A 22661-nucleotide genomic window follows, 5' to 3' on the forward strand; every position below is an offset into this window, starting at 1 on the left:
GGACCACACACAGCTTCTGTCACATGGATGACAATAGCTGTTAGAATTGTGGTCCCCTTGGCTAATCAGCGCATCTGGCGTTGTTCACCCCATGTAATCGTTCCGCCCATGATGGCCTCAATGTCAGCAATCGCCGCGGCCCTTTCGGCAGGTCCAATCGCGCCTTTGAGACCAGGTGCAATCGGCTGCGAAACCGAAACAGAACCATCAGCCGGATTATCACCGCCAGGCAGAGGCCCTACACCCCAACGGCCCCAATCGGTGGGAACCGCGGGCGTTTGCATCGGCGCGGCAGCGAGCGCATTTTGAACCGGATCAACAATCGACGCGGCTGCACCTTCTTGCCCGAATATCGCGAGGCCCGACGCAGCGACAACGCGGCCAAGGCCGCTGTCGGTCACATTCATCGCAAGCGCTGCATAGGCAGCGTCATCGCCATACAGCGTACCGCTGACATTGACGAAGCAACTTATCGAGCAGGTGTCTCCAGTTGAGGTGACGGTACCAACCGAGTTGGTGTAAGAACCGCCAAATGTAAAGCCTGCGCTGCCGACGACGAGGTTGATATCGCTGCTTGCCGGATTGGCTGCACCGCCGTTGGTCGACACAGACCAGCTGCGCCCGCCAACGGCCATGGTAAGGTCGTAGCCGACAAGGTTGCTTGCTCCAAAAGCGATGGCAAGATCGCCCGTGAGCGTGCCGGGCGCAGAGCCCGCGTTATCGGTTGCTGAAGTTCCACCGATCAGCTCGTAGGCGATCGTGCCGCCGGGCAGGCTTGTAGTGACTTCGCCGGTCATCACATGATAGCCGCCATTGGCGCCCACGGGGAAATCGAGATTGCCAAGAAGGCCAGCGGTTTGAACCGTGCCATTGGTCCATCTCGCCCACGCCACTTCACCCAAATCGGTGGCTTCAACGATGGTGGTGTCGTTGCTGGAGACGGTGCCCACGAGCGATGACATACCCGTGATCTGGCCATTGACGAAGTCGGCCGACCCACCAAAACCGGTGTTAAGCGAACCGTCGAGATAGGCGTAGTACACCTGACCATCGCGTGTGCCGGTAAAGCCGGTGCCGGTGCTGCCGCCGCCTGCACCACCATCATAAACACCATTCCCGAAAATCGCGGCACCATCGATACGCCTGGTGTTGATTGTGGCATCGACCGTGGTGGTCGCCGAATAGGTCAGGCCAAGCTGGTTGATATCGGCACCAGCGAAATAGCCTGCGAACGAAATCGTGCAATTGGCATCGCAAGCGTTGTCGCTGGTGGTGATACCGCTACCGAGCACCGAGAAATTCACATTGCGCCCTTGTGTCACGCGGAACTCTGATGTGCTTTGCGAGGCATTGGCGATGCCGCCTTCGGTGGAGAAGCCATAGACATAATCGCCGGTGGCCGTTGGCATGGTGATCTGGCCTTCGATGGCTACACGGTTGGTGGAGCCGAAAAGCACGGCCATATCCGCTTCGAACTTGCCTGGGGCTAGCGAGCCATCGGCGATAGTGGGTGCAGTGGCTGCTATCAGTTGATAATCGATGCGACCCATCGTTGGGAGCACGAAGGCACCCATCGAAGTGGGAGCCGCGATTAGGTAATGCAGTCCTTGTGTACCTGATAGCGTGGTGTCCTCGGAGGGATTGGTACTGCTGACATACAAGCCATCTCTCCAACGCCCGATGGCGAAGCGGTCATTGGTCGAGATATCGGTGACCATGGCCGTACCGATGCTGCGCGGGCGGAAGCTGTCATCGATTGCCGTGACACCCCGAGCTTCATTGAAATCGACGGTAGTGGCGCTGAAACCGCTCAAGCGCGTCGATGGTCCTGCAAGATTAAAGTTCACCCCGCTGGTCGCCGTAAAATCGCTCTGAGTGGCAAGGATCAACGGCGTACCTGCATCGCCGCCATTGCCGCCGCCCGTTCCGACGCCACCGGGCAGGGTGCCAAGGCTGGCCAAGGCGGTGCCGTTTTGGCCATAAACCGCCAGACCGCTGACATTGGAGAACCTGGCGTCAGTGGTACCGTTGGCGACGGCCGAGATTTGATAGGCAAAGCCCGCATATGGCGCGCCATCGCCAAACAGCGAACCGAACACGCGGGTTGAACAGGACACTGCGCAAGAGCCTTCGATCAAGGCGGTAGTGGTCAATTCTGTGCCAGAGGTGAAACTGAAGCGCCCATCTGCGCCGACCAACAGCCCTTGCGCATCGGGATCATCCGCGCCGCCAGCAGTGCGTGTATTCCACCCGCGCCCACCGAAATAGACATCGAAATCGAGGCCCACTTCGGGGATGGTTTTGAAAGCAATCGCCATCCGCCCGGAGAATGATCCGGTGGTGCCTTGTTCGACAAACACGTCAGTAGGCAATGTGCCACCAACCAGTGCGTATTCGACGGTTCCGGTAGTAGGTATACTGGTAGCGAAATTGCCAACCAGCAAATGCGTGTTCTGATTTGTGGCTTGCCCGTTCGCAACCGCGTTTTCATAGCGGGTGAAAGCCACATCATTGCCAAAGCGGCCATGCTCACGCAGCGTGCCTGCCGTTGTAGCATGATCGGTGACTACGCCGCTGGACGATGTTGTGGTCGTGATCTGGCCATCGGTTGTCACAGTGGCAGCCCTGGCTGGACCGAACGAGCTAACCCCTGGTTGCAATATGGCCCTATAATTATTCTCGAAATTTGTTCCTTGACCACCTGAAAGACCGGCAAAATCGTTCGGATTGCCTCCGCCAAGAAGGAAAGCGTAATAGTCGACAAAGAACGAATTAAGGTTGCCAAACCCAGCAAGTCCGCCCTGCAGGCCAGCGAGCGCGGCAAGGTACTGCTCAATCGTCACTGCATCCAGAACGGTATATTCGCTTGGCAAATTGCCCGCTTCGAGGAAGGCGAAATAGGCGTTTAGCTGCGCCACATAGTCGAGATAGATCGGTAGCGCCGCAAAGCCGTCAACGGCCCCTCCGTTATCAAGAAAGGCGAAATAGGCTAACAGCAATGCGCCATTATCGCCAAGCAAGGTATCGACCTGACCTGATTGCTGAACCGCGTTGAAAAACTGCTGTAACGTGCCAAGATCGCCCTCAGTAAAGTCTGACGGCAGGCCATTGGCAGCCAGGAATACGGCATAGGCATTGAGAGCGGCAGCAAAGGCCGGGAAATCCGGCGGCACGGGAAGCTGCGCAAAGTTATCCGGGTTTCCACCACCAGAAACAAAGGCAAAATACGCCTGATAGAAATCAGCAAGATCGCCAAGGAAGAACTGCGTTGCACCTGCCGTCTCAAGCGCGGCGAGATATTGCGCGATCACCTCTTGTGAAAGAGGGGTATAGGCCGATGGAATACCGCCATTCTCAAGGAATGCGAAGTAAGCGGCAAGATCTGTCTGGTATCCTGCAAAGATGTTTGCAGGCAGTCCGACAAATGCATCAACATCGCCGCCCGCCTGCAAGAATGCGAGGTAATCGGCGAAAAATTGGGCTTGGCCTTCTTCAAGGTTCGCAAGAAGCCCGGTGCGTGCAAGTGTCTCAAGATAGCTGCGCAAGGTCGCTTGATTGAGCACGGTGTAGCTGCTTGGCCGCTCACCGCTGGCAAGGAATGCAAAATAGTCGGCAAGCGCGGTCTGGAACTGGCCTGCAAAACCGATCCCGCCATTGTTCAGGAATGCTGTGATCAAGGCTTGATCGGCAGCGCTAAGCTGGAGCAGTAATCCGCTTTCCTGCAAGAATGCAATCGACTGCACGAGCGCTTCCTGACTTGCGTCTGCAAACTCACTAGGAATGCCGCCAGACCGCAAGAATGCAAAATAGGCAGTCGTGAGGTCGGCAAAGGAGGAGGCAAACAGGTCGCGGTTTTGCCCGCTGGCGATGAACGCCAAATAGGCATCCGCAAGAACGCGATCCTGTGCGCCAAGCGCGGAAATTGCGCCGGTCCGGCTGATGAAAGCGAGGTAGGCGTCAATATCGCCTGCACTTGTATTGCCACTGGCAAAGCCGCTGGGCACGCCGCCTGCCCGGATCAATTCGAGGTAACTCAGTGTGAAACTGCTATACGTGGTCAGGAACTCGGCACCCGATGCTCCGCTTGCGAGAAAGGCAAGATAGGTTCTGATGATGTCGGCTTGTGCTGCATTAAAAGGCGATCCGCCATAAGCGCGCTCAAGGTCAGCCGCTGCCGCCACCAGCAGCGCCAGATCACCGCTGGGAAACCGATCAAGCGATGGGTTTGCAACGGCGGCCTCAACCCTGCGCCCTGCATCAATAATGTCAGAGGACGCACCCGCGGCCGCAAGTCCATCGCCAAGGGTCACCGGAATGCCGTTCAATGCCGCATTAACAGGCCCCGAATCGCCGCCAATGGCAACAATTTGTGCCGGGTCCAAGCCATCAGAAGACACATTGCCGGGTTGCTCAACCGCTCCATTGGCTATGGTGCGCGTGGGGCTCTCGCCAGACTGCGCGCTCCACATTTGGCCTTCGCGATAGGGGCGTTGGCGTTTGCCCTCGGTGCCAACTCGAACAACGCCGGTGAGTGTGTGGCCAGAGGCTGTGCCGTCATTGGCTACCGAAAAACTGGATGAAGACGACGTGCCAACAATGCGCGCCACGACGCCGCCTGGCATTCGCACTTCCACCGGTGAATGCGCAGCGCCTGTGACTGTGATGGAGCCTTCAAAAAGGTCAATCGAGCCGTCTTCATTGATAGTGTATTGCGCCCCTTGTGTAATCGAGGCCATACCACCTGATGCCAGCCTGATCTGTGTAATGCCTTGGGCTTGCGTGGTGCGTTTGCCTGGCACAATCTGCGCGTCAGACGAGGTGAAGATCACGTCGTTGGCAGCAACTGCTCCGGGTACAAACCCTGTCAAAGCAAGGCTTGAACAACCAACCAAAAGGAAGCGCAGTTTGCGCGATGAAGTCATCGGAAACGAGGTCATGTCATATTCTCCTGATGGCGATCAAAATTCGAACCGGGCACCGACCGACACGGTCCAACGTTCGAAGTCGAACAGAGCGATATTGCTCCAGTTGCGGGTGTAAGTGGCTGTGGGCTGGAGGAAGAGGCGGTCGAGCACGGCAACCTTGAGTCCCGCTCGAAGATCAAGCCTTTCATCCTCGCGCTCGGCCAAGAACAGGGGGTCGGGCGCGTCATGGCGTCTCAGGTCAAAAGCTGCTCCACCCACGACTGCGACACGTTTGGAAACGGGCAATTCTGCCCCGACATTGGCGGTTACAAAGCCAAAACTCTGCGCATCGCCTGCTGTGCGCCGGGTTTCTTCTTTGCCGCCCGTAAGGTTGATCGCGAACTGTTTGCCGACAAACCCAACGCCCGCTGCAAACCGGTCGGCATCGCGCAAGGGATCATTGTCAAAGTCGAGCCTGTTCCATTGTGCGGAAATGGTAAGCGCACGCCCACTTGCAATTGGCTTTGTGTATTGCGCAATCGCCCCGTAACTTGTCCGAAAGCCGCTATCATCAAGCCAGAATTTCTGGACCTGGCCAGACAGCGACAGGACATCGCGATTGGCGAACGTGCGCGCATAACCAGCCGTTCCGGTGAGCGCGGCCTGATCGAAAGCACTGCTGTCGAAATTGTCGCGCCAGCTGCCGAGAGCGGAAGCGAAAAGACGATCTTGCCGACCGATCGCGGTCACTCCTGACACACCGGCGGTAACTTCGTAAAACTCGTCTTCCTGTGCGATCGCATTGGCACCAAGCTGTCCTGCGCCAAGGAAGCTGAACAGCGGGATCACAATGGTATCGAGCTCGGTGGCGGTGTTGATATTGCTATCAAAGCCCAACCTCGTATCGACGAAACCGCTCACATCCGATCCGCCGCCTGCAATCTGGCGATCAAATTGACGGACAAATCCGGTGAAGCGTTGACGCACCGGATCGGGCAGCGTTGGGTCTTCCACGACGGTCGCAAATTGCTCTCGCGCTGTATCGATATCGCCTGCAAGGGCATAGGCACGCGCAAGCTCCGCTCTTGCCGCTGCATTGCCGGGTTTAACCGCAAGCACGCGCTGAAACGCGATGATCGCATCGCCAAAACGTCCTGCATCCAGCGCGGCAATACCAAGCTGATAATCGAACGAAGGATCGCCCGCCCGCTCGCTTACTTGAGCATTGAGCGCATCAAATGCGCCTTGCGCAGCATTCTCTTCTGATTGCGTGGCTTCTTCATTTTGTGCGTGCGCTGTTATTGGTATCAAAATTCCGAATGAAGCGGCGCCCAGCATCGCTGCTTTGATCACCAATCTACAAAGTCTGTTCATCGTGTGCTTGCCCCCGGTTTGCCATCAATTGCCTCCGCAAAGGAGGCTCTGACAGAGCAATGGGGCAGTCACGCGGCTACGTCCGCTGACAAGCTTGGTTACGCTTATGACAATCGCTGTTAGGTGGCTGGAAAGTGTAAGGACCCCGGCGAAAATGCCGTCCTATTCGGTGCGCAATGCCTCAATCGGTGACAGGCGCGAGGCTCGGATCGCGGGGTAACTCCCGAACACCAAACCAAGCACCGCCGAAAAGGCCAAAGAGCCAAGAGCAACACCGATGCCAATGGGTACAGGAAAGTCGGCATAGGCGGTCAAGGCCGAACCAGCGAGCCACGCCAAGACAAGGCCGACTGCACCACCAAGCACACACAAAACCGCTGCTTCGACAAGGAATTGGTTGCGAATATCGCTGCCTTTGGCGCCCAATGCCATGCGCAGACCGATTTCACGAGTGCGCTCTGTAACGCTGACGAGCATGATGTTCATAATGCCAATTCCGCCCACAAGTAGCGAGATTGAGGCAATCGCAACCAGAACCGCTTGCAGGATGCCTGTGATAAACTGGCTTTCCTCCATAAACTCTTGCGTGGTGCGCACCCGGAACGGGTTAATCTCGCCATCCCGGACCCGGTAGCGGTCCTTCATCAGATTAGTGATATCGATCTTGCCTTGGACAAGAGAGGCCCCCTCTTCAAACCCGGCAAAGGCAAGTTGAAGGTCATCTGGCCCAGGCAGGCTGTCTCCAACAAAGCGTTGACGCATGGTGGATATAGGAAGCACAGCTGTGTCGTCATTATCGGTGCCGAAAGTTGATCCTTTTTCTTCGAGAACACCGATGACCTGAAATGGCACGCCGTCGACGCGCACGGTCTCTCCAACAGGGTCAAATTCGCCAAACAGAGTTTCGGCCGTGGTTTGCCCCAGAACCAGAACGCGGGCAGCAGAGCGAACATCGGCCTCACTTATATAGCGCCCGCGATCAGCGGGATGATTGGTGATCTGGCCATATCCCGGGGTTGTCCCGACCGCGCTGGTCGAAGTGTTGGCCCCTGCCGTCACCATATCAAGGGTTGAGCGCAATTGCGGCGCGGTGGCGATAACGCCGGGGACTTCGCGCTCAATCGCGCGCAGATCGCGGCTTGTCAGGCGGCCCCGATCGTACGATCGCCGCCCACCTTCATTGTCGGGTTCTGGCACGATAATCGCCATGTTCGAACCAAAGCTGTTGATCGACTGCATGACGGATTCTTGCGCGCCATTGCCAACGGCCACTGCCAGCGTCACCGCAAAAACGCCGATCAAAACGCCCAGCATTGTGAGAATAGAGCGCATCAAATTGGTGCGCAGCGCGGTCAAAGCAATGGCGATATTCACGCCCCAGCTGGAGAGGAATTTCTGGCCCTTTCGCTTTGCAGGGATGGTCGCCATTACGCCTCCTCCACCGCTAATGCGCCAGTAGCCACCGCGCGATTTTGGACCAGCCTGTCTTCAATCACCTTGCCATCGCGAAATTCAATCCGGCGCTTTGCATGGTCGGCAATCTCGTCCTCGTGGGTGACCACAATCACCGTAATACCAGCGGCGTTGAGCCCTTCAAAAATCGCCATGATCTCTTCGCTGGTGCGGGTATCAAGAGCGCCAGTGGGTTCATCGGCAAGCAGCATAAGCGGCTCTGTCACAAGAGCCCTTGCGATAGCCACGCGTTGTTGCTGCCCGCCTGAAAGCTTGGCAGGCGTGTTCAGCAATCGGTCGCCTAGCCCCATCTCGATAAGCTTTGCAGTCGCACGCTCACGCCGCTTTGCTTTATCCATCCCGGCATAGATTAACGGCACCGCCACATTATCAATCGAAGACGTCCGGGCAAGCAGGTTAAACTGCTGAAACACAAAGCCGATTTTCTCATTTCGAAGAACCGCCAGATCGTCGCTCGACATATCGGCGGTTGGCGTTCCGTCGATCAACACCTGTCCCGATGAAGGCACATCAAGGCACCCGATCATGTTCATGAATGTCGATTTGCCCGAACCGCTCTTTCCCATGATTGCGACATATTCGCCGTGCTCAATCGTGAGAGAGACGCCGTTCACTGCATGGATCACTTCCCCGCCAAGATTGTATGACTTGACCAGTTCGCGTGTCTCAATCAGCGGATGGCCTTGATCGGCGCTTTGGGTGGCTGGGATTGCCATAGGCCTGCCTCTAAGACCCCTCGCCAGAGCCATCACCGCGAAGGCTTTTGGACCGGACAAGGACCGCTTGCCCAGCTTCAAGACCGTCAGTGATTTCGACGTGTTCTTCGCCCTCAAGTCCAATTTTTACCGGCACGCGCCGGGGCAGATAAGGCTCCTCGCCCGGTACCCAGACATAGGCCTGCTTTGCCTCACCGGATTGCTCGCCGCCCTCTGGCTGTTCGCCCCGATCCTCCTCGCGCGGCAGAAAACGGGTCGAGGCGACCGGCACTCTCAAGACGTTCTTCTTCACGCCAGTGATGATCTCAACATTTGCGGTCATCCCGGTGAGCAAGCGCCCATCGGAATTGTCGACATCAAGGATCACCAAATAGCTCACCGCATTGCCATTTTGCGAGGCGGATTGGCGGATCTGCTGAACGAGAGCTTCAAATTCAGCTTCTGGATAAGAGTCCACGGTAAAGCGCACAGATTGACCTTTGCGCACTTGGCCAATGTCGGCTTCGTCCACCGATGCCTCGACTTGCATGCGGCTTGTGTCGGCTGCGATTGTAAAAAGGTTGGGCGTTTGGAAATTCGCCGCCACCGTGGTTCCTGGCTCAACCAGCTTATCGATGACAACACCGCTTGTCGGCGCAATAATACGCGTCCGCGAAAGGTCGAGCTGAGCAGATTCCAGCTCTGCCATGCTCTGAGCGATTTGAGCCCGCGCGCTTTGTGCCTGCGCCTGCGCAGAGCTTAAATTTGCTTTTGCCGCGACCAATGCGTTCTCTGCCTGGTCCAGCCCTGCGGTTGAAACAAAACCCTTTTCCGCCAGCTCTTTACGACGGGCAAATTCGCGGGTTTGCACTTGAACATCGGTGAGCGAGCGAGTGATGGAGGCCTCGGCCTGGGCAAGGCTTGCGCGGGCAAGATCAACCTGCGCGCGCGCCTGCGTCACCCTTGCGCGCGGACGGGTTGCGTCAATTTCGGCCAGCAATTGGCCAGCGGATACGGGCGAGTTAAAATCGACGTAGACGGCTGTGATCTGGCCAGAAACTTCCGCGCCGACATTGATCGTATTGAGCGCCCTTAATGTCCCGCTTGCGGAAACAACGCGGGCGACTTCGCCCTTTGACGCATCTTCTGCGACATATTCATAATCGCGGCCACCCGAGGACAGAACGGCCCACAAGATCAGAATGACGACCAGCGCGATAACTCCCGTTATAATTGGGTGCCGTTTGATCCAATCCAAAACTCGCTTCACAACACTTACGCCCCATTTTTTAAAGCATGAGCTATACAGCCAATCGCGCGCCAATCGAGTGCAAATGACGTTGTTTGGCAGATCAGCTTGTGCGGCGAACGATAGTTTTGCGCAATCTTACTCAAGGTCGGCTTCAGCACATCTTGTCAAAGCAGCAGTACCACATGGGGTATGACCGCTTTGTCTCTATTGCCCAGAACAACGAGCTTCCTTCCGTTCCAGATCGGAGAGGTCCTGCGCGAAGCCGCAGTGACAAGCGTCATTCCGCGCTTTGGACGGCTTGGGTCTGATGAGGTGCAGGAAAAGTCTGTCGGCGACTTGGTGACTATCGCTGATACGCAAGCCGAGGCGATAATTGCAGCAGGTTTGACAGCTTTGCGCCCGCGGGCGCGGGTCGTGGGAGAGGAGGCCTGCGCTGCCAATCCGGGCCTGCTTAAAAACCTTGATCGCGGCGAGGTTTGGATCATTGATCCTATCGATGGCACGGGCAATTATGCCGCTGGCCGCGCCCCATTCGCGATGATGGCTGCGCTCTTGCAAGAAGGCGAGATCGTTGCCTCGGCCGTTCTCGACCCCTTGTCGGATCGCCTTCTCTTGGCCGAAAAAGGCGGCGGCGCGTGGTTAAACGAAATGCGCCTCGTAAGCTGCGAACAAAGGCCTGTCCCTCGTGCGCTGTCCGGGATCATCAGCCATTTTCAACGTCCCCCAGAAATGGAAGCCAAAGCTGGGACCTTGGCAGATGACGGTGTGACCCTTCTTTCGACCCAGCGCTGTGCCGGGTTCGAATATGCGCGGATTGCGATAGGTGAACTGGACTTTGCGCTTTATTGGAGGACACTGGTTTGGGACCATGCACCCGGCATCCTTATTCTGGAGGAGGCAGGCGGCAAAGCGGCGCATTTGGATGGCACTTCTTATGCCTCTTCGCGTCCCCATCGGCCCATTCTTCTGGCGCGAAATAAGGCAATCTGGGACCACATCGCCTCTGCCATGGCACGCTGACGATCAAGCCTTCGCCAGCCGATCGAACGCCATAAGTCTCTCAAGCAAGGCGCGCATCTCTTTGAGCGGGATCATATTGGGGCCATCGCTGGGCGCGCTATCGGGGTCTTGATGAGTTTCTATAAAAAGGCCCGCAACGCCAATTGAAATGGCTGCGCGCGCCAATGCGGGCACAAACTCACGCTGCCCGCCAGAACTGTCCCCTCGCCCGCCCGGTTGTTGCACCGAATGCGTTGCATCGAACACGACCGGATACCCTGTTTCAGCCATGATCGGCAAAGAACGCATATCGTTCACCAGAGTGTTATAGCCAAAGCTGGTTCCCCTCTCGCACAGAAGAATATTGTCGTTGCCCGTGCTGCCGATCTTTTGTGCGACATTGGCCATGTCCCAAGGCGCCAGAAACTGACCCTTCTTCACATTCACCGCGCGCCCTGTGTTGCCCGCTGCAAGCAGGAGATCGGTCTGGCGGCACAAGAAGGCAGGGATTTGCAAGACATCCACGGCCTGCGAAACGGGTTCGCATTGCTCAGGCGCGTGAACATCGGTGATAACCGGGCAGCCAAATGTCGCCCGTATTTCGGCAAAGACATCGAGAGCCTTCGCTATGCCGATCCCGCGCGGTGAATTGATCGAGGTTCGGTTCCCCTTGTCGAAGGATGACTTATAAATCAGCCCAAGGCCAAGCAAGCTGCAAATCTCGCTCAAGCCTGCTGCCATTTCCAAGGCATGATCGCGGCTTTCCATCGCGCAAGGTCCCGCAATAAGGACGAAGGGTTTGTCATTCCCCATTTGCAATTCGCCGATTGTGACCCGCTTCATCGACGTCTCCTAAAATGATCCAAAGCTGTTTAGAATTTCGCCAGTTTCCATCCCGCGTGCAGCATTGATGCGAATGTGAGCCTCGTTGCTGAGCACTTCCCAGCTTCGCGCTTCCACTTCGGCCCAGCGTTCTTGCGGCACGACAACCACGCCGTCCTCATCGGCGAACACCACGTCACCATTGCGGATCGTGACGTCGCCGATCTGGATCGGCTTGTTCATTGATTTGACTGTTCCCTCGAACTTGACGTCGTTGCAGTGGCTTGCATGGGCATAAACCGGAAGGCCAAGACGCCGCACATCGGCTGTGTCGCGCGTGACCCCATCAATCACCGCTCCAACCGCGCCGGCCCTGATCGCAAGGCCTGCATTGAGATCGCCGAAATATGCTCTTTCCGGCACATCATTTGCGACCATGACGACATCACCCTGGCGCACGAAATCATAGGATTGAAGCGCGTCATAAATGCCCTTCCACGCATCCGCTGGGCCGCCGGGATCGACCTTTGCCAATTGCAATGTCTTGGCCCGGCCCATGATAGCGCCGCCAGTGGTTGGACGGATGTGCGCTGGCAATACGGCTGCTACACCCAATTCCTTGCAAGTATCAGCCAGCACCGTGGATGAGAATTGCCCCATCATTGCCTTGAACCGGACCGCTTCTGAAGCCCGTTGGCCCGCAGCGATCGTCTCAGCGACTTGAAAATCACTGTGTGTGTTGATGTCTATCTGCTCAATCGGGTCAAGCTCGAACAGTATCGGATTGGCCCCAAAACGGTGCCGGGGCGGTTTGCCGTCTGCGCCCTTGCGCACGATGTAGAGGCTCATTGCCTCGACAATGGTGTCTGACATTTCAAAGCTGTTGGGGATGCGCCCTTCGGCATCGATATAGGCTGGGGCGCTGCCTTCCCAACAATATTGCTTTGCCCGTGAAACACCCACAAGGCTGTCTGCCTCCGGGTTTGCAAGCAGGGTTTCGACCGCGCGCGTGACAGTGTCAGCAGTCACAAAAGGCGCAGTGCATAGCGCTTGTATCCAGAGGTCAGCCTCGGGCCGCTGGCTGCATTGCCAGGCGAACATTTCGTGCCCGTCGGTCGCATTGCTTGCGAGCGATTGCGGGCGCTTGACCCATGCAACTGGCAGATCATCGGCTAATTCAGCCAGCCCCTCATCCTCGGTATCGAGGCACACCTCAGTGATTAGGCGGCAATCGAGCAATTGTTTGAGTTTGCGCTTAAAAAGGTGCTCTCCATCAAGGATTGCCCGGTTTTTGCCCGGCACCCGCTCGCTGCCCCCTTTGGCAGGGATAAAGGCGACAATGTTCACGGCTTATCCTAGAATATCTTGAGCGTGGAGCATGCCTTTGAGGCGCCCCGCCTCATCGACCACGGGCATGACAAGCCATGCAGTTGGCGCTCTTTTGCGCAGGGAAAGAACGTGGCCAAGACTCAAGCTATCACGCACCGTATGCGGCGTTGCCCTCATCATATCGCCCGCCGTAACTGCTGATATGTCCACCCCTGACTGCAAATGCCGGCGCACATCGCCATCAACGATGAGGCCTAGCAATTGATCGCCTTTGCCAACGACACAGGCGGCTCCCAGCCGTTTGGATGACATTACCGTCAAAAGCTCGAGCAAAGGCGTCGCCTTTTGCACTTTGGGCAAATCGTCACCTTGCCGCATCAGGCTGGCGATAGGGATCATCTGGCGCCCTAAAAGACCAGCGGGATGGTGGCGCAGAAAATCCTCGCGCGTAAAGCCGCGGTGTTGGCTCGCCGCGATTGCCAGAGCATCGCCGATTGCAAGCTGCAATGTCGTGCTGGACGTCGGAGCCATGCCCTGCGGGTCAGCTTCCCGCTCAATCTCGGCGAGGATCACATAATCGGCAGCGCGCACCAATGGCGATGCCTTCCGGCCCACAATCGCGACCATGTCGCAGTCGCGAGCCCTAAAGGGTGGCAACAGGCGGACAAGCTCTTCGGTCGTGCCGCTGTTGGAAAAAAACACGACGACACTTTGCGGTTGGACTGCGCCCAAATCGCCATGAGCCGCCTCGCCTGCGTTGAGAAACAAGGCTGGCATATCGAGGCTCGAAAATGTTGCGGCGGTTTTGGCTGCGATATGGCCAGATTTACCGATCCCTACAAAGACAATGGGCTTATCTTGACGGGCGAGAAGGGCAACCGCCTGCTCGATATCGGGCTGAGGCGATTGTGCAAGAAAGTGCGACAGAGCATCGCGCTCCTCGGCAATCGTATGGTAGAAACCATGCGCTGGCCGATGGGCAAGTGTCGGCTGAATAGTGGTCAAAGCGTTCATGCAGCGACCTCATCCATTGCGGCCCAGCCAGCTGCAAACACTGCGATATTTCTCTCCCAGCGCGCTGGATCAAACGGTGTGGTGATACGCTCGAGCAAGGCCGAACCCGTAAGGCACGGATCCCTTGGTGAAACAAGGTTATTGCCCGCATGATAGGCAAACCAGATACGCGCCATTTGCGTATCTGGCCGCGCCGCATTTCCCGCCTGAATGGCTGCGAAAAACGCCTCAAAATCATCATACGCGTTAAGCCATTTGCCCGTTGCAAAGCGCGACTGGCGCATAATGGGCGTGCCGCAAAACCCGGCAAGCGTATAAGACTTTGAATTGCCCAAAAGCACACCATCAGCGCAGCGCATAAGCAGCGAGGTGCTTCGCGAGGCGCAAGGTGCCTCACCCTGTATCAGGCGCACGTCATTCGAGTGTGTCTCAACCACACGTTCAAGCGCGCTGTTGTCGACATAAAGATCATTGAGAGGATGATTTGTAAGGGCCAGAAGCGCTCTGCCATCCAGCGACGCCAGCATGTCCTCGACTAACAGCGCATTGGGACTGCGGCCCACTCTATGGTGGACGTAGAAATTCTCTTTGTGTTCGTATTCCAGCGGCATGAACAACACCGGGCGATCATCCGGAAGGCCTGCCCACTCGCGAAACTTGCGCAAGGCGGATTGGCGCGTCTCAGGCGCATTTGCCAATCGGTCCCAATAAGGCTCCATCAATTGGCTGAGCTGCGCTTTGTGTGCGTCTTCAAGCGGGGGCAAGAGGCCGTGATCGAACGGTTTTTCGGCGAAGTGAACCGCGCCAACCGGGAGCAGCAGTGGATCAGCACCGCCTTCGGTTATATGGCGCACAATGCCGGGAAACTGGGCAGGCGTCTCAAAATCAGCCGACCGGCAAAGAACAAAATCGGGGTTCATCTGGCTTACAAAACCGACAATTTGCGCCCGCTGGACAGCGTCGACGCGCATGGATTTGTGATCTTCATCAGTGACAATATGCCAAGCTACATCTGGCAGGTGCGCGCACAGGTCATATTGCTGCTGCATGACCCCGGTGCCCTGCCAAAAAATGGGCGCGAGGATGTGCACCTCATGGTCGACAGCCAGCTTTTCGATCAGCGGCAGTATGATGCGCTCAAACCACCACGGGGTCACCGCTGGCAAATAGAATAATACGCGCATCACCTGCCCCAGCTAAATCCATGAAACCGCAAAGGTTCGCGGTTCGTGATGGAGCAGGGTTAGATCACGAGGGTAATGATCGGTTAACCATGGGACCCGTGGTTCCTGACTAGGGAAAAGCCCCTACTCAACGCCTTTCAGCCGCGACTAAGTTGGTTCCACAAGATTGTCGTCCGAGTTGCGATCAACATATTTGTTGTAGGGATCAATGCCGAGCCAAGTGGGCCGTTTCTGGGTGATGATCTTTATCTTTTGCGTGCCGGATTTGATCGGGCGACGTTCCATCAAAAGCACATTTGCCCGTTCAAAGACACCCGCACCGGGACGCTGTGTAAAGGCACCGATTTCGATTTGGTCGCGCAGCGCCGCCTTGGATTCATTGCCTTCACCATCGGCATAAAACTTGGCCGCAGCAATGGTAAGCGTTGTCTCAAACGTGCCATCGGAACGCTCTTTGACCACCGCCTCTTCTGCCTTGAGGTCATACACCGTGATCTTCTGGAGCAGATCGCGAACAAGGGCGCGCTCTTCCTCATTGCGAGCAAGCGAGAAGAAGCCTGACACAAGATCTTTTGAGTTTGCATAAGGCTTGCCCTTGAAGCGGAAGCGGTCAAGCAGATCGGCCAGCATCGCATTGACGCGGTCTTCGCCCAGACGGTCCTGGAGCAAATACAAGGCCACAGACCCTTTGCGGTAATGGATGTAGTCCTGATTTTCGACGCGCTCCAAAGGCAGTTCTTCAAGCGCTTCGCTGCCTCGGGCGGCCAGATAACTGTCCAGCTCGAACTTTAAGAAGCGGCGCATATCGTCTTCGCCGTACATCTCCTTCATCACCATAAGGGCCGAGTATTGCGCCAATGTCTCAACCAGCATGGTTCCGCCCTGTTGGTTGGCAGAGATCAACTGGTGCGCCCAATATTGGTGCGCGGCCTCGTGCGCGGTGATGTAGGTTACGTAATCAATCTCACCCGGATCAGCGAGATTGGCGAGAAAGCCGATGTCCTCTGAATAAGGCATGGTCCCTGCGAATGCCTGCGCAAAGCTGGCATAGCCCGGGAACTCAATAATCCGCGCATAGTCAAATTGATAGGGGCCAAAATTGGCGCGGTAATATTTGAACGATGCGTCCATCGCATCGATCATGCGCTCTGCGTTGTAAGGGTGCTGCGCGTCGTAATAGACTTGCAAATTCACCCCGTCCGCATCGCGGTCCATGATTTCATAGCGGGCCGATTGGATTGAGAAAAAGCTCAAAACAGGCGCGGTCGACTGGAAGCGAGCGATACGCCTGTCGCCTTCCACCACGTCAGCGACCCTTTTACCCGGCGCGATTGGTACCTGATCGGCTGAAGTCGACAAAGTGATGTCAGAATTCACCCAATCCGCGCCCACATAATTACCAAGGTGATCGTGATCATCCTCAAGCTTGGCAGGGCGCAATTCAGGCTCAAGCCCATAGCTGCGACGGGTCGCCCGGTCGGTTAGCAAACCTTGTTCATCCATACCGATTTGCGGTGTAAATTCGCTGTTATTCAGAAACGTGCCGTTCTCAACCAGACGCGTATCGTAACCGCTCGCACTCATCGCTTTGTGCCAACGCTGGGTTTTGAAGTTCAGGCTCGCCGTTTCGCCAGGGGCAAGCGGCGTGTCAAAGCGATAAATGCGGTGTTGATAGGTTTCATCATTTGTCTCAAGCGTCGCCCCCGCCACATCGACATCCAGCAATTTGGTTTGCGCATCCAAAAGCCTCACGTGAAGCGTTTCAACCGGTGCGCCGGTATCATTGACCATCGTGTAGGCGCCCGATGCTTCCATGCGGCGTTCTTCGGGATAAAGATCGACGTCAAGCAAGACATCGGTGAGCGTCGGCTGCTTTACATCGGCGTATTTCAGGTATTTTTTCTCGTAATTGGCGAGCAATTCTTCCTGCTGATCATTTGTCCGATAGGTGTTCTCGACATTCATCTGATTGTAGAGAAACAACCCCGTTGCCACCGACGTCAAGGTACCCGCAAGACCAAGTGCGCCAGCCATTGACATAGCCCGGCGAGGAAGCGCTTTTAGACGCGGCATCAATCGGGTTTCCGTCCCGCGACGCCACAGCAGATGCGCGAGGACAGCCATAAGCAGTGCCATTCCGCCGAAATAGAGCCGCAGCCACCAACCAAGCGCGCCGCCTTGGGCATTGCCGTTCATGTCCGAAAGCGGGCTGAATTGAATATCGCCATACAGGATCAAGGGATGCCCCAGCCCAATGCCGACAAAAGTCTCGGAGGCAACAATGTGGAGCAGCATCAGACCCCACCCGACATATTTGTTAGGGCTTAGCGCTTGGACAAAGACCGACAGGATCGCGATCATAAGAAAATCGACGCTGAGCGGTAGAACATACCAGGAGATGTATTTGTCCAGTTCGAAATTGAAGTACCCCCGGCTCGCCTGCACGACAAGAGCAGCGATCACCGACACCATCAATGTGGCAAAAAGGACCACGGCAACTGCGATGGTTTTGGGAACCATATAGGCCCAACCAGGAAGCGAAGTGCTGTCGATGATTTCATGGAATTTGCGGTCGCGGTCACGCCAAACAAGCTCGCCGCCATAATAGATGGCAATGATGAATGGGATGATCGCAAACGAGCCCAACACGACCTCGATGATTGAGAATGTCGCAGGGATGCGCGGGGTGCCGTAGGTTTCGGTCCCAAAGAACAGGGATGCAAGGCAATTGGTCAAACCAAGCGCCAAAAGCACAGGGAACGCGGGGCTTCGGACAACCTGCGAGATCTCGAAGCGCGTCGTCTTTATCAGCCGCGCAAGGCCCGCCTTTTCCGGCTGTGTTTCAGGCAGCACATCGACCGTTTGCGGTTCGACCCTGGCAAGCTTTGACGCCTGTTTTTCGAGCTTGCGAGCCTTGCGCGCAGATACGCCGCGCTCCGCAAAACTGAACTTCCACAAGGCAAAAGACAGTGCCACAACGGAAAGGCCAATCGCACCCAATCGGTTCGCTAACATTGTCCCTGTTAAGGGCGGCAATTGGCTGTTGAGTTCTGTTGCCGTCCAATACCGCGTTTCAACGCCGACCGCAGCAAGGCCCAAGGGCTCAAACAGTGCAGCGATATCGCGATATTCCGGCTCTCCTGCAACTACGCCCAGAAACACAAAATACAGCACCAGAAAGGCGACCACCGCGACATAGGTGTACATCATCGAGCGCGTGACAGTCGCCACAGCGAAAAACACAGCGCTGAGCAAGAGCACGTTTGGCACGGAGAAAAATCCGAAGCTGACCAGATAGTCAGCCCATCGATTTGGGCCCAGAGTTTCTGTATCGAGCCAAGGCATCAACGACCCGATAAAGATCGCAAATGGTATCGCGACAAAGGCAATAAGGGCGACGCACAGGGCCCCTGCAAACCGCCCCATAAGATAGGCGAATTTTGTGACCTGTGTGGAACGGACCATGGGCCCAAATCCGCTGTCATCATCACGCACGACGACATTGGCGACAAATGCCGTGGTCACGAACATAAAGAAAAGGCTCATGATCTGCTGAACCTGCAGGATTGCCGACGGGCTATTCACATTGACATTGCCCCCACCGCCGATCTGGACCTGTTCGATCACAACAGACGCATAAGTCAGGAGGAAGAAAATAGCTGTCGCTGCCCAGAATACCGGGTTGCGCAACTGATAACGCAGCTCAAAAAGCGCGATCGAACCGAACATGGGCGTGCCTCCCGCTTACGCTGCTTGCGTGGCTTCAGAGGCCGCACGGCGGCTTTGCGCAAGGGTTGAGAAATAGACATCTTCCAGCCCGCCATCGACGCTCGAAAAACCGTCGCCCGGGTCATGGTCGCACAAGATGTGAATGATCGTCTCACCTGCGAAAAGCCGGGTGGAGATAACCTCATACATGGAGCGATAACCATCAAGCTCACCGCGCTCGATAGTCTTGGCCCAGATCGTGCCGCGCGCCTTGGTCATCAAATCCCTGGGCGCGCCCTCAAGCTTGATCGAACCGTTCACCAGAACCGCCATGGATGGACACAGATCGGCGACATCTTCGACGATATGAGTGGAAAGGATCACGACAACATTCTCGCCAATTTCAGCAAGCAGGTTGAGGAAACGGTTGCGCTCTTCCGGGTCAAGACCGGCGGTCGGCTCGTCAACGATGATGAGATCAGGATTTCCGATCAATGCCTGCGCGATGCCAAAGCGTTGGCGCATACCGCCAGAAAAACCCGCAATCGCTTTCTTGCGCACGTCCCACAAATTGACCTGATTTAGGAGCGTCTCGACCGTATCCTTACGCGCGCCGCGTGATGAAATGCCTTTGAGCACCGCCATGTGGTCAAGCATATCGTAGGCGGAAACGCGCGGATAAACGCCGAAATCCTGTGGCAGATAGCCAAGGCGTTTGCGCAAGGCTTCGGGTTCGGCAAGGATGTCGAGACCATCAAACGTAATCTCACCAGAGCTTGGCGTTTGAAGCGTCGCAACCGTGCGCATCAGGGTTGATTTGCCTGCGCCGTTTGGCCCAAGCAGTCCGAACATGCCCTTGGGGATCGTCAGGCTCACATCATCAAGCGCTCTCACACCGTTAGAATAAACGTGGCTGACATTCTTAAGTTCGAGCATGAAACACATCCCTCTATTTTGCCGTGAGATTAGTGAGGTGTGTTGCCCATGTAAAGCACCAGATTCAAACAGGCCCCATCATTGGCTGATGGCAATCGACAAACTGCAATCCTTTAACGAATGCGTGCGCCCTAGCGAACCCGCGAGGGGGCGATCAGAACAGCGTTTGCAATCAAAAGATCAAGCCCATCAAGATACGCCCTGGTCGAGGGATCATGCGCAAAGCCAATTGTCAGACCTCGCCCTGTTCCTTGCGCCATCATATAAGGCTTGAACGCCAGCTGGCGCCGGTTTTCATCCCAGACATAGCCGCTTTCGATCAAAACGCCCGGAGCCGCGAACCGCATCACATTGCTGCCAACGGCCCGGTCGAGCGGGGTATATACCAGGGACCCAGTTGCAAGGACCACCGCGCCTTCATCATAACCGGCGGACAGGAAACTCTCTTTATCGGCAACCGTATTCAAGAGCGCACCGGGCAAAGTATCGGGGAGAGCTTCCTGGCTGGCAATAGCCTCGCGGTATTCCTCTTCGTTTGTGATTTCGGTCGCCTTGGTAAGCGATCCTGCCTCTTCTTTGTCATCAGAAGCACTGAGCCCAAGAGCGGCCTCGCGCTGAATGGAAAGAAGCGGATCATCGCCCGAAGCAAAAGCGCCAAGCGAATTGCCCACAGCCACAAGAATCCCGCCCCGCTCCACAAAACTGCGCAGGTTTCGAACACCGCCAGATCCCATCGCACTGCGCGGCGAACCGTCGGGCACAAGCACCACATCGTAATCCGAAAGGTCAGCCCGGCCAAAACGGTTGGTGCGAATAGGCACCACCGGCAGGCCCAAACGCTGCTCCAGAACATAGCGCATGCTACCTGCACTCAGCTGCGATACGCCTTCGTCCCATGCAATCGCCACTTTAGGCAAGGTAAGACGCACGAAGGAAGAACTGCCAAGGTTAGGCCCGTCTTCGACCCAGCTATCAGCGATACCCACGGTTTCTGCGCCGACCTGATCGGCAAGCTCACGCAAACGCGCCATCTGCTCTGGCGTATTCATTGCAGTAGGGAACAGGACGGTTCCGCGCGGGAAGGTGCGCCCATCTTTCGTGAATGCCTCATCGCTTGCACGCGCATCTATGCCTTCACGAAGGGCAAGCGTGACAAGCCGCGCCTGTCCGCTGTCGTTCCATGGAACAGCCACTGCATAGGCACCTGAGGCATTGCCAACAGGAGCAATCGGCTCTGCGCCCGTCAACCGTTGCCCACCGACCGCGCGATTGCATAGATCAACCTCAACGCCAGACATCGCACCCACAGCCCAAGCCGTCACATCGTACAGCTCATGCGCAAGATCTTGAGATCGGCGTTTCTCCTGCTCTACGATAAATTCACGCGGCAGCTCGGTGTCTTTGTCAAGCAAGCTTCGCACCAGCTTACCGGCAGGCTGCGCTTGGGGAATGGCGATGTAGCCTTGCGGATAAGACCGCCCGCAAGCGGTGACCGGACCATCGCGCCGGACCACTTCAATCCCCTGCGCTGCGAGCCTTCGGCCGAGCCCTTCCGCGTTCCAGCGGCGGCTTGAAAGGTCAATCACATAAGAGCCCGATCCCGTAGCACCGTTTGCATTGGCGCGCCTGTAATTGGCGTAATCGGCCAAGAACCGATCCGCGTTCAGGGCGACCGCTTCTGCTGTCGAAAGGCTTGCGACAAAGTGGTTTCTGACGGTGGCCGCGTAAGGCAAAACTGTGCCATCGCTTCGATCCCAGACCAGCCCTCTGGCAGACCCTTGCTCATAGGTCATACCAACCGCACCCTGGTGCGCGTTCCATGTGTCGCCATATCCCGGATAGAACAGGTCAAAAATCTCGCGGGTGAAGTATGGTTCGCCGATGCGATCAAAATGGCGCGCATTATTGCGCCCAATCACTTCGTACAGGCTCAGCTGTTCTGGGGTGATATTGGGGTTCACCGGGTCGGCAGCTGGCGCAAAGAAATAGGTTTGGTCCCCGCCCATTTCATGGATGTCCGCAACAACAACCGGGTTCCATTCCTGCAACGCGGCGACTTTCCCGCGTGTTTCGGGCTGGCTCAACGTGAACCAGTCGCGGTTGAGATCAAACATGTAGTGATTGACCCTCCCGCTTGGCCAGGTTTCGTCGTGTTCAGCTGCCTGACGATCACCGATTGGCATCATACCAAGAGCATTGCGGAAATGACTGACAAAACGAGCCCGACCATCCGGATTCTGGACCGGATCAAGCACAACAATTGTGTCAGACATGATTTGCTGAACGCGGGGATCATCTGTCGCGGCAATCAGATGATACGCCATCATAATCGCCGCATCGGTCGATGCGATTTCATTGCCATGGACCGAATAGGCAAGCCAGGTCACCGGCAGCGCGGAACCGTTGCTTGCCCGGCCAGCGGCAATATTGGCCATATCCGCCTGAATTTCGCCCAACCGCGCCATGTTTTCAGGAGCCGTCAGCACCAGATAATGCAATTTGCGCCCCTGCCAGCTGGTCGCATATTCGACCATCCGCACACGGTCAGGCGCTGCTGCGGCAAGCGCTTTGAGATACTGGACAGTCTCTTCGGGACTTGTGATCCGCTCTCCGGGTTGATGCCCGATCACTTCGGTTAAAGTCGGTATAGCCGCATCAAACTGCGCCTCCTCAAACGATTGGGCAAACGCCGCGCTATGTGCGGTAAGACAAGCGAATGCGGCTGCAAGATATGCGGCGCAGAGCCGGAAAGGTCGTGTCATCATGGCCATGGTCTTACTCGTTACATTGCAGAGCGCAAGAGAACGCGTTGGAGACATCCTGCCGGCTTAAGAGCATAGGGGTGCAATGGAATACCCCCGTTCACTGTGCCCATAGAGCAACAATATTTCGATCTGAGCGACAGAATTGGTCTTTTTCAGTGCCGCTTCCTTGACACTCGCAAAACTGAGCTTGAGCATAAGGGCAGAAC

The 22661-nt window shown here is 56.4% G+C and carries 13 protein-coding genes; 1 reads left to right on the forward strand and 12 read right to left on the reverse strand.

What is annotated here, in order from left to right; genetic code table 11:
• Nucleotides 1–65 precede the first annotated feature (65 nt).
• The 5 genes from EH31_RS13150 to EH31_RS13170 all read right to left on the reverse strand — a co-directional run bounded on the left by EH31_RS13150 (nucleotide 66) and on the right by EH31_RS13170 (nucleotide 9704).
• Nucleotides 66–4937 (reverse strand): hypothetical protein, encoded by a 4872-nt coding sequence (locus tag EH31_RS13150; protein WP_034961011.1) that lies wholly within the window; start codon nucleotides 4935–4937, stop codon nucleotides 66–68.
• Nucleotides 4938–4958: 21 nt separating this feature from the next.
• Entirely contained in the window at nucleotides 4959–6278 is a 1320-nt protein-coding gene (locus tag EH31_RS13155; protein ID WP_081853402.1) for a tetratricopeptide repeat protein, read from the reverse strand.
• A 162-nt stretch (nucleotides 6279–6440) separates the two neighbouring features.
• Complete coding sequence (locus tag EH31_RS13160) at nucleotides 6441–7706, reverse strand: ABC transporter permease (protein ID WP_051699255.1); 1266 nt, start codon at nucleotides 7704–7706, stop codon at nucleotides 6441–6443.
• A complete protein-coding gene (locus EH31_RS13165; RefSeq protein ID WP_051699256.1) occupies nucleotides 7706–8467 on the reverse strand; it encodes an ABC transporter ATP-binding protein in 762 nt (253 codons plus the stop codon). Before EH31_RS13165 ends, EH31_RS13160 begins: the two co-directional genes overlap by 1 nt.
• A gap of 10 nt (nucleotides 8468–8477) precedes the next feature.
• Nucleotides 8478–9704: an efflux RND transporter periplasmic adaptor subunit gene (locus EH31_RS13170; protein ID WP_051699257.1), complete on the reverse strand. Its 1227-nt coding sequence runs from the start codon at nucleotides 9702–9704 to the stop codon at nucleotides 8478–8480.
• A 183-nt stretch (nucleotides 9705–9887) separates the two neighbouring features.
• On the opposite strand from EH31_RS13170, the gene EH31_RS13175 reads away from it, so the two are divergent.
• Nucleotides 9888–10718 (forward strand): inositol monophosphatase family protein, encoded by an 831-nt coding sequence (locus EH31_RS13175; RefSeq protein WP_051699258.1) that lies wholly within the window; start codon nucleotides 9888–9890, stop codon nucleotides 10716–10718.
• A gap of 3 nt (nucleotides 10719–10721) precedes the next feature.
• Here EH31_RS13175 and kdsA read toward each other — a convergent pair whose 3' ends face one another.
• The 7 genes from kdsA to EH31_RS13210 form a co-directional block, all read right to left on the reverse strand.
• Complete coding sequence (gene kdsA / locus EH31_RS13180; protein WP_034961013.1) at nucleotides 10722–11540, reverse strand: 3-deoxy-8-phosphooctulonate synthase; 819 nt, start codon at nucleotides 11538–11540, stop codon at nucleotides 10722–10724.
• Between the two features lie 9 nt (nucleotides 11541–11549).
• Entirely contained in the window at nucleotides 11550–12866 is a 1317-nt protein-coding gene (locus tag EH31_RS13185) for an RraA family protein (RefSeq protein WP_034961015.1), read from the reverse strand.
• 3 nt (nucleotides 12867–12869) lie between these two features.
• Entirely contained in the window at nucleotides 12870–13862 is a 993-nt protein-coding gene (locus tag EH31_RS13190; protein WP_051699259.1) for a KpsF/GutQ family sugar-phosphate isomerase, read from the reverse strand.
• Nucleotides 13859–15046, reverse strand: coding sequence for a hypothetical protein (locus EH31_RS13195; protein WP_034961018.1), 1188 nt, complete (start codon nucleotides 15044–15046; stop codon nucleotides 13859–13861). The genes EH31_RS13190 and EH31_RS13195 overlap by 4 nt, the downstream gene beginning before the upstream one ends.
• Before the next feature lie 147 nt (nucleotides 15047–15193).
• Nucleotides 15194–18775: an ABC transporter permease/M1 family aminopeptidase gene (locus EH31_RS13200; RefSeq protein WP_034961020.1), complete on the reverse strand. Its 3582-nt coding sequence runs from the start codon at nucleotides 18773–18775 to the stop codon at nucleotides 15194–15196.
• Between the two features lie 15 nt (nucleotides 18776–18790).
• A complete protein-coding gene (locus tag EH31_RS13205) occupies nucleotides 18791–19690 on the reverse strand; it encodes an ABC transporter ATP-binding protein (RefSeq protein ID WP_034961022.1) in 900 nt (299 codons plus the stop codon).
• Nucleotides 19691–19821: 131 nt separating this feature from the next.
• Nucleotides 19822–22455, reverse strand: a complete 2634-nt coding sequence (locus EH31_RS13210) for a M14 family metallopeptidase (RefSeq protein ID WP_241765925.1) — start codon at nucleotides 22453–22455, stop codon at nucleotides 19822–19824.
• Nucleotides 22456–22661: the final 206 nt, after the last annotated feature.

It is taken from the genome of Erythrobacter longus (assembly GCF_000715015.1).
In the GTDB taxonomy this organism is placed as follows: Bacteria; Pseudomonadota; Alphaproteobacteria; order Sphingomonadales; family Sphingomonadaceae; genus Erythrobacter; species Erythrobacter longus.

Bases quoted from the DNA above. Each gene is read 5' to 3' on its own strand.
- EH31_RS13150 (WP_034961011.1), bottom strand. From the start codon at position 4,937: ATGACCTCGTTTCCGATGACTTCATCGCGCAAACTGCGCTTCCTTTTG.
- EH31_RS13155 (WP_081853402.1), bottom strand. From the start codon at position 6,278: ATGAACAGACTTTGTAGATTGGTGATCAAAGCAGCGATGCTGGGCGCC.
- EH31_RS13160 (WP_051699255.1), bottom strand. From the start codon at position 7,706: ATGGCGACCATCCCTGCAAAGCGAAAGGGCCAGAAATTCCTCTCCAGC.
- EH31_RS13165 (WP_051699256.1), bottom strand. From the start codon at position 8,467: ATGGCAATCCCAGCCACCCAAAGCGCCGATCAAGGCCATCCGCTGATT.
- EH31_RS13175 (WP_051699258.1), top strand. From the start codon at position 9,888: ATGACCGCTTTGTCTCTATTGCCCAGAACAACGAGCTTCCTTCCGTTC.
- kdsA (WP_034961013.1), bottom strand. From the start codon at position 11,540: ATGAAGCGGGTCACAATCGGCGAATTGCAAATGGGGAATGACAAACCC.
- EH31_RS13190 (WP_051699259.1), bottom strand. From the start codon at position 13,862: ATGAACGCTTTGACCACTATTCAGCCGACACTTGCCCATCGGCCAGCG.
- EH31_RS13195 (WP_034961018.1), bottom strand. From the start codon at position 15,046: ATGCGCGTATTATTCTATTTGCCAGCGGTGACCCCGTGGTGGTTTGAG.
- EH31_RS13200 (WP_034961020.1), bottom strand. From the start codon at position 18,775: ATGTTCGGTTCGATCGCGCTTTTTGAGCTGCGTTATCAGTTGCGCAAC.
- EH31_RS13205 (WP_034961022.1), bottom strand. From the start codon at position 19,690: ATGCTCGAACTTAAGAATGTCAGCCACGTTTATTCTAACGGTGTGAGA.
- EH31_RS13210 (WP_241765925.1), bottom strand. From the start codon at position 22,455: ATGATGACACGACCTTTCCGGCTCTGCGCCGCATATCTTGCAGCCGCA.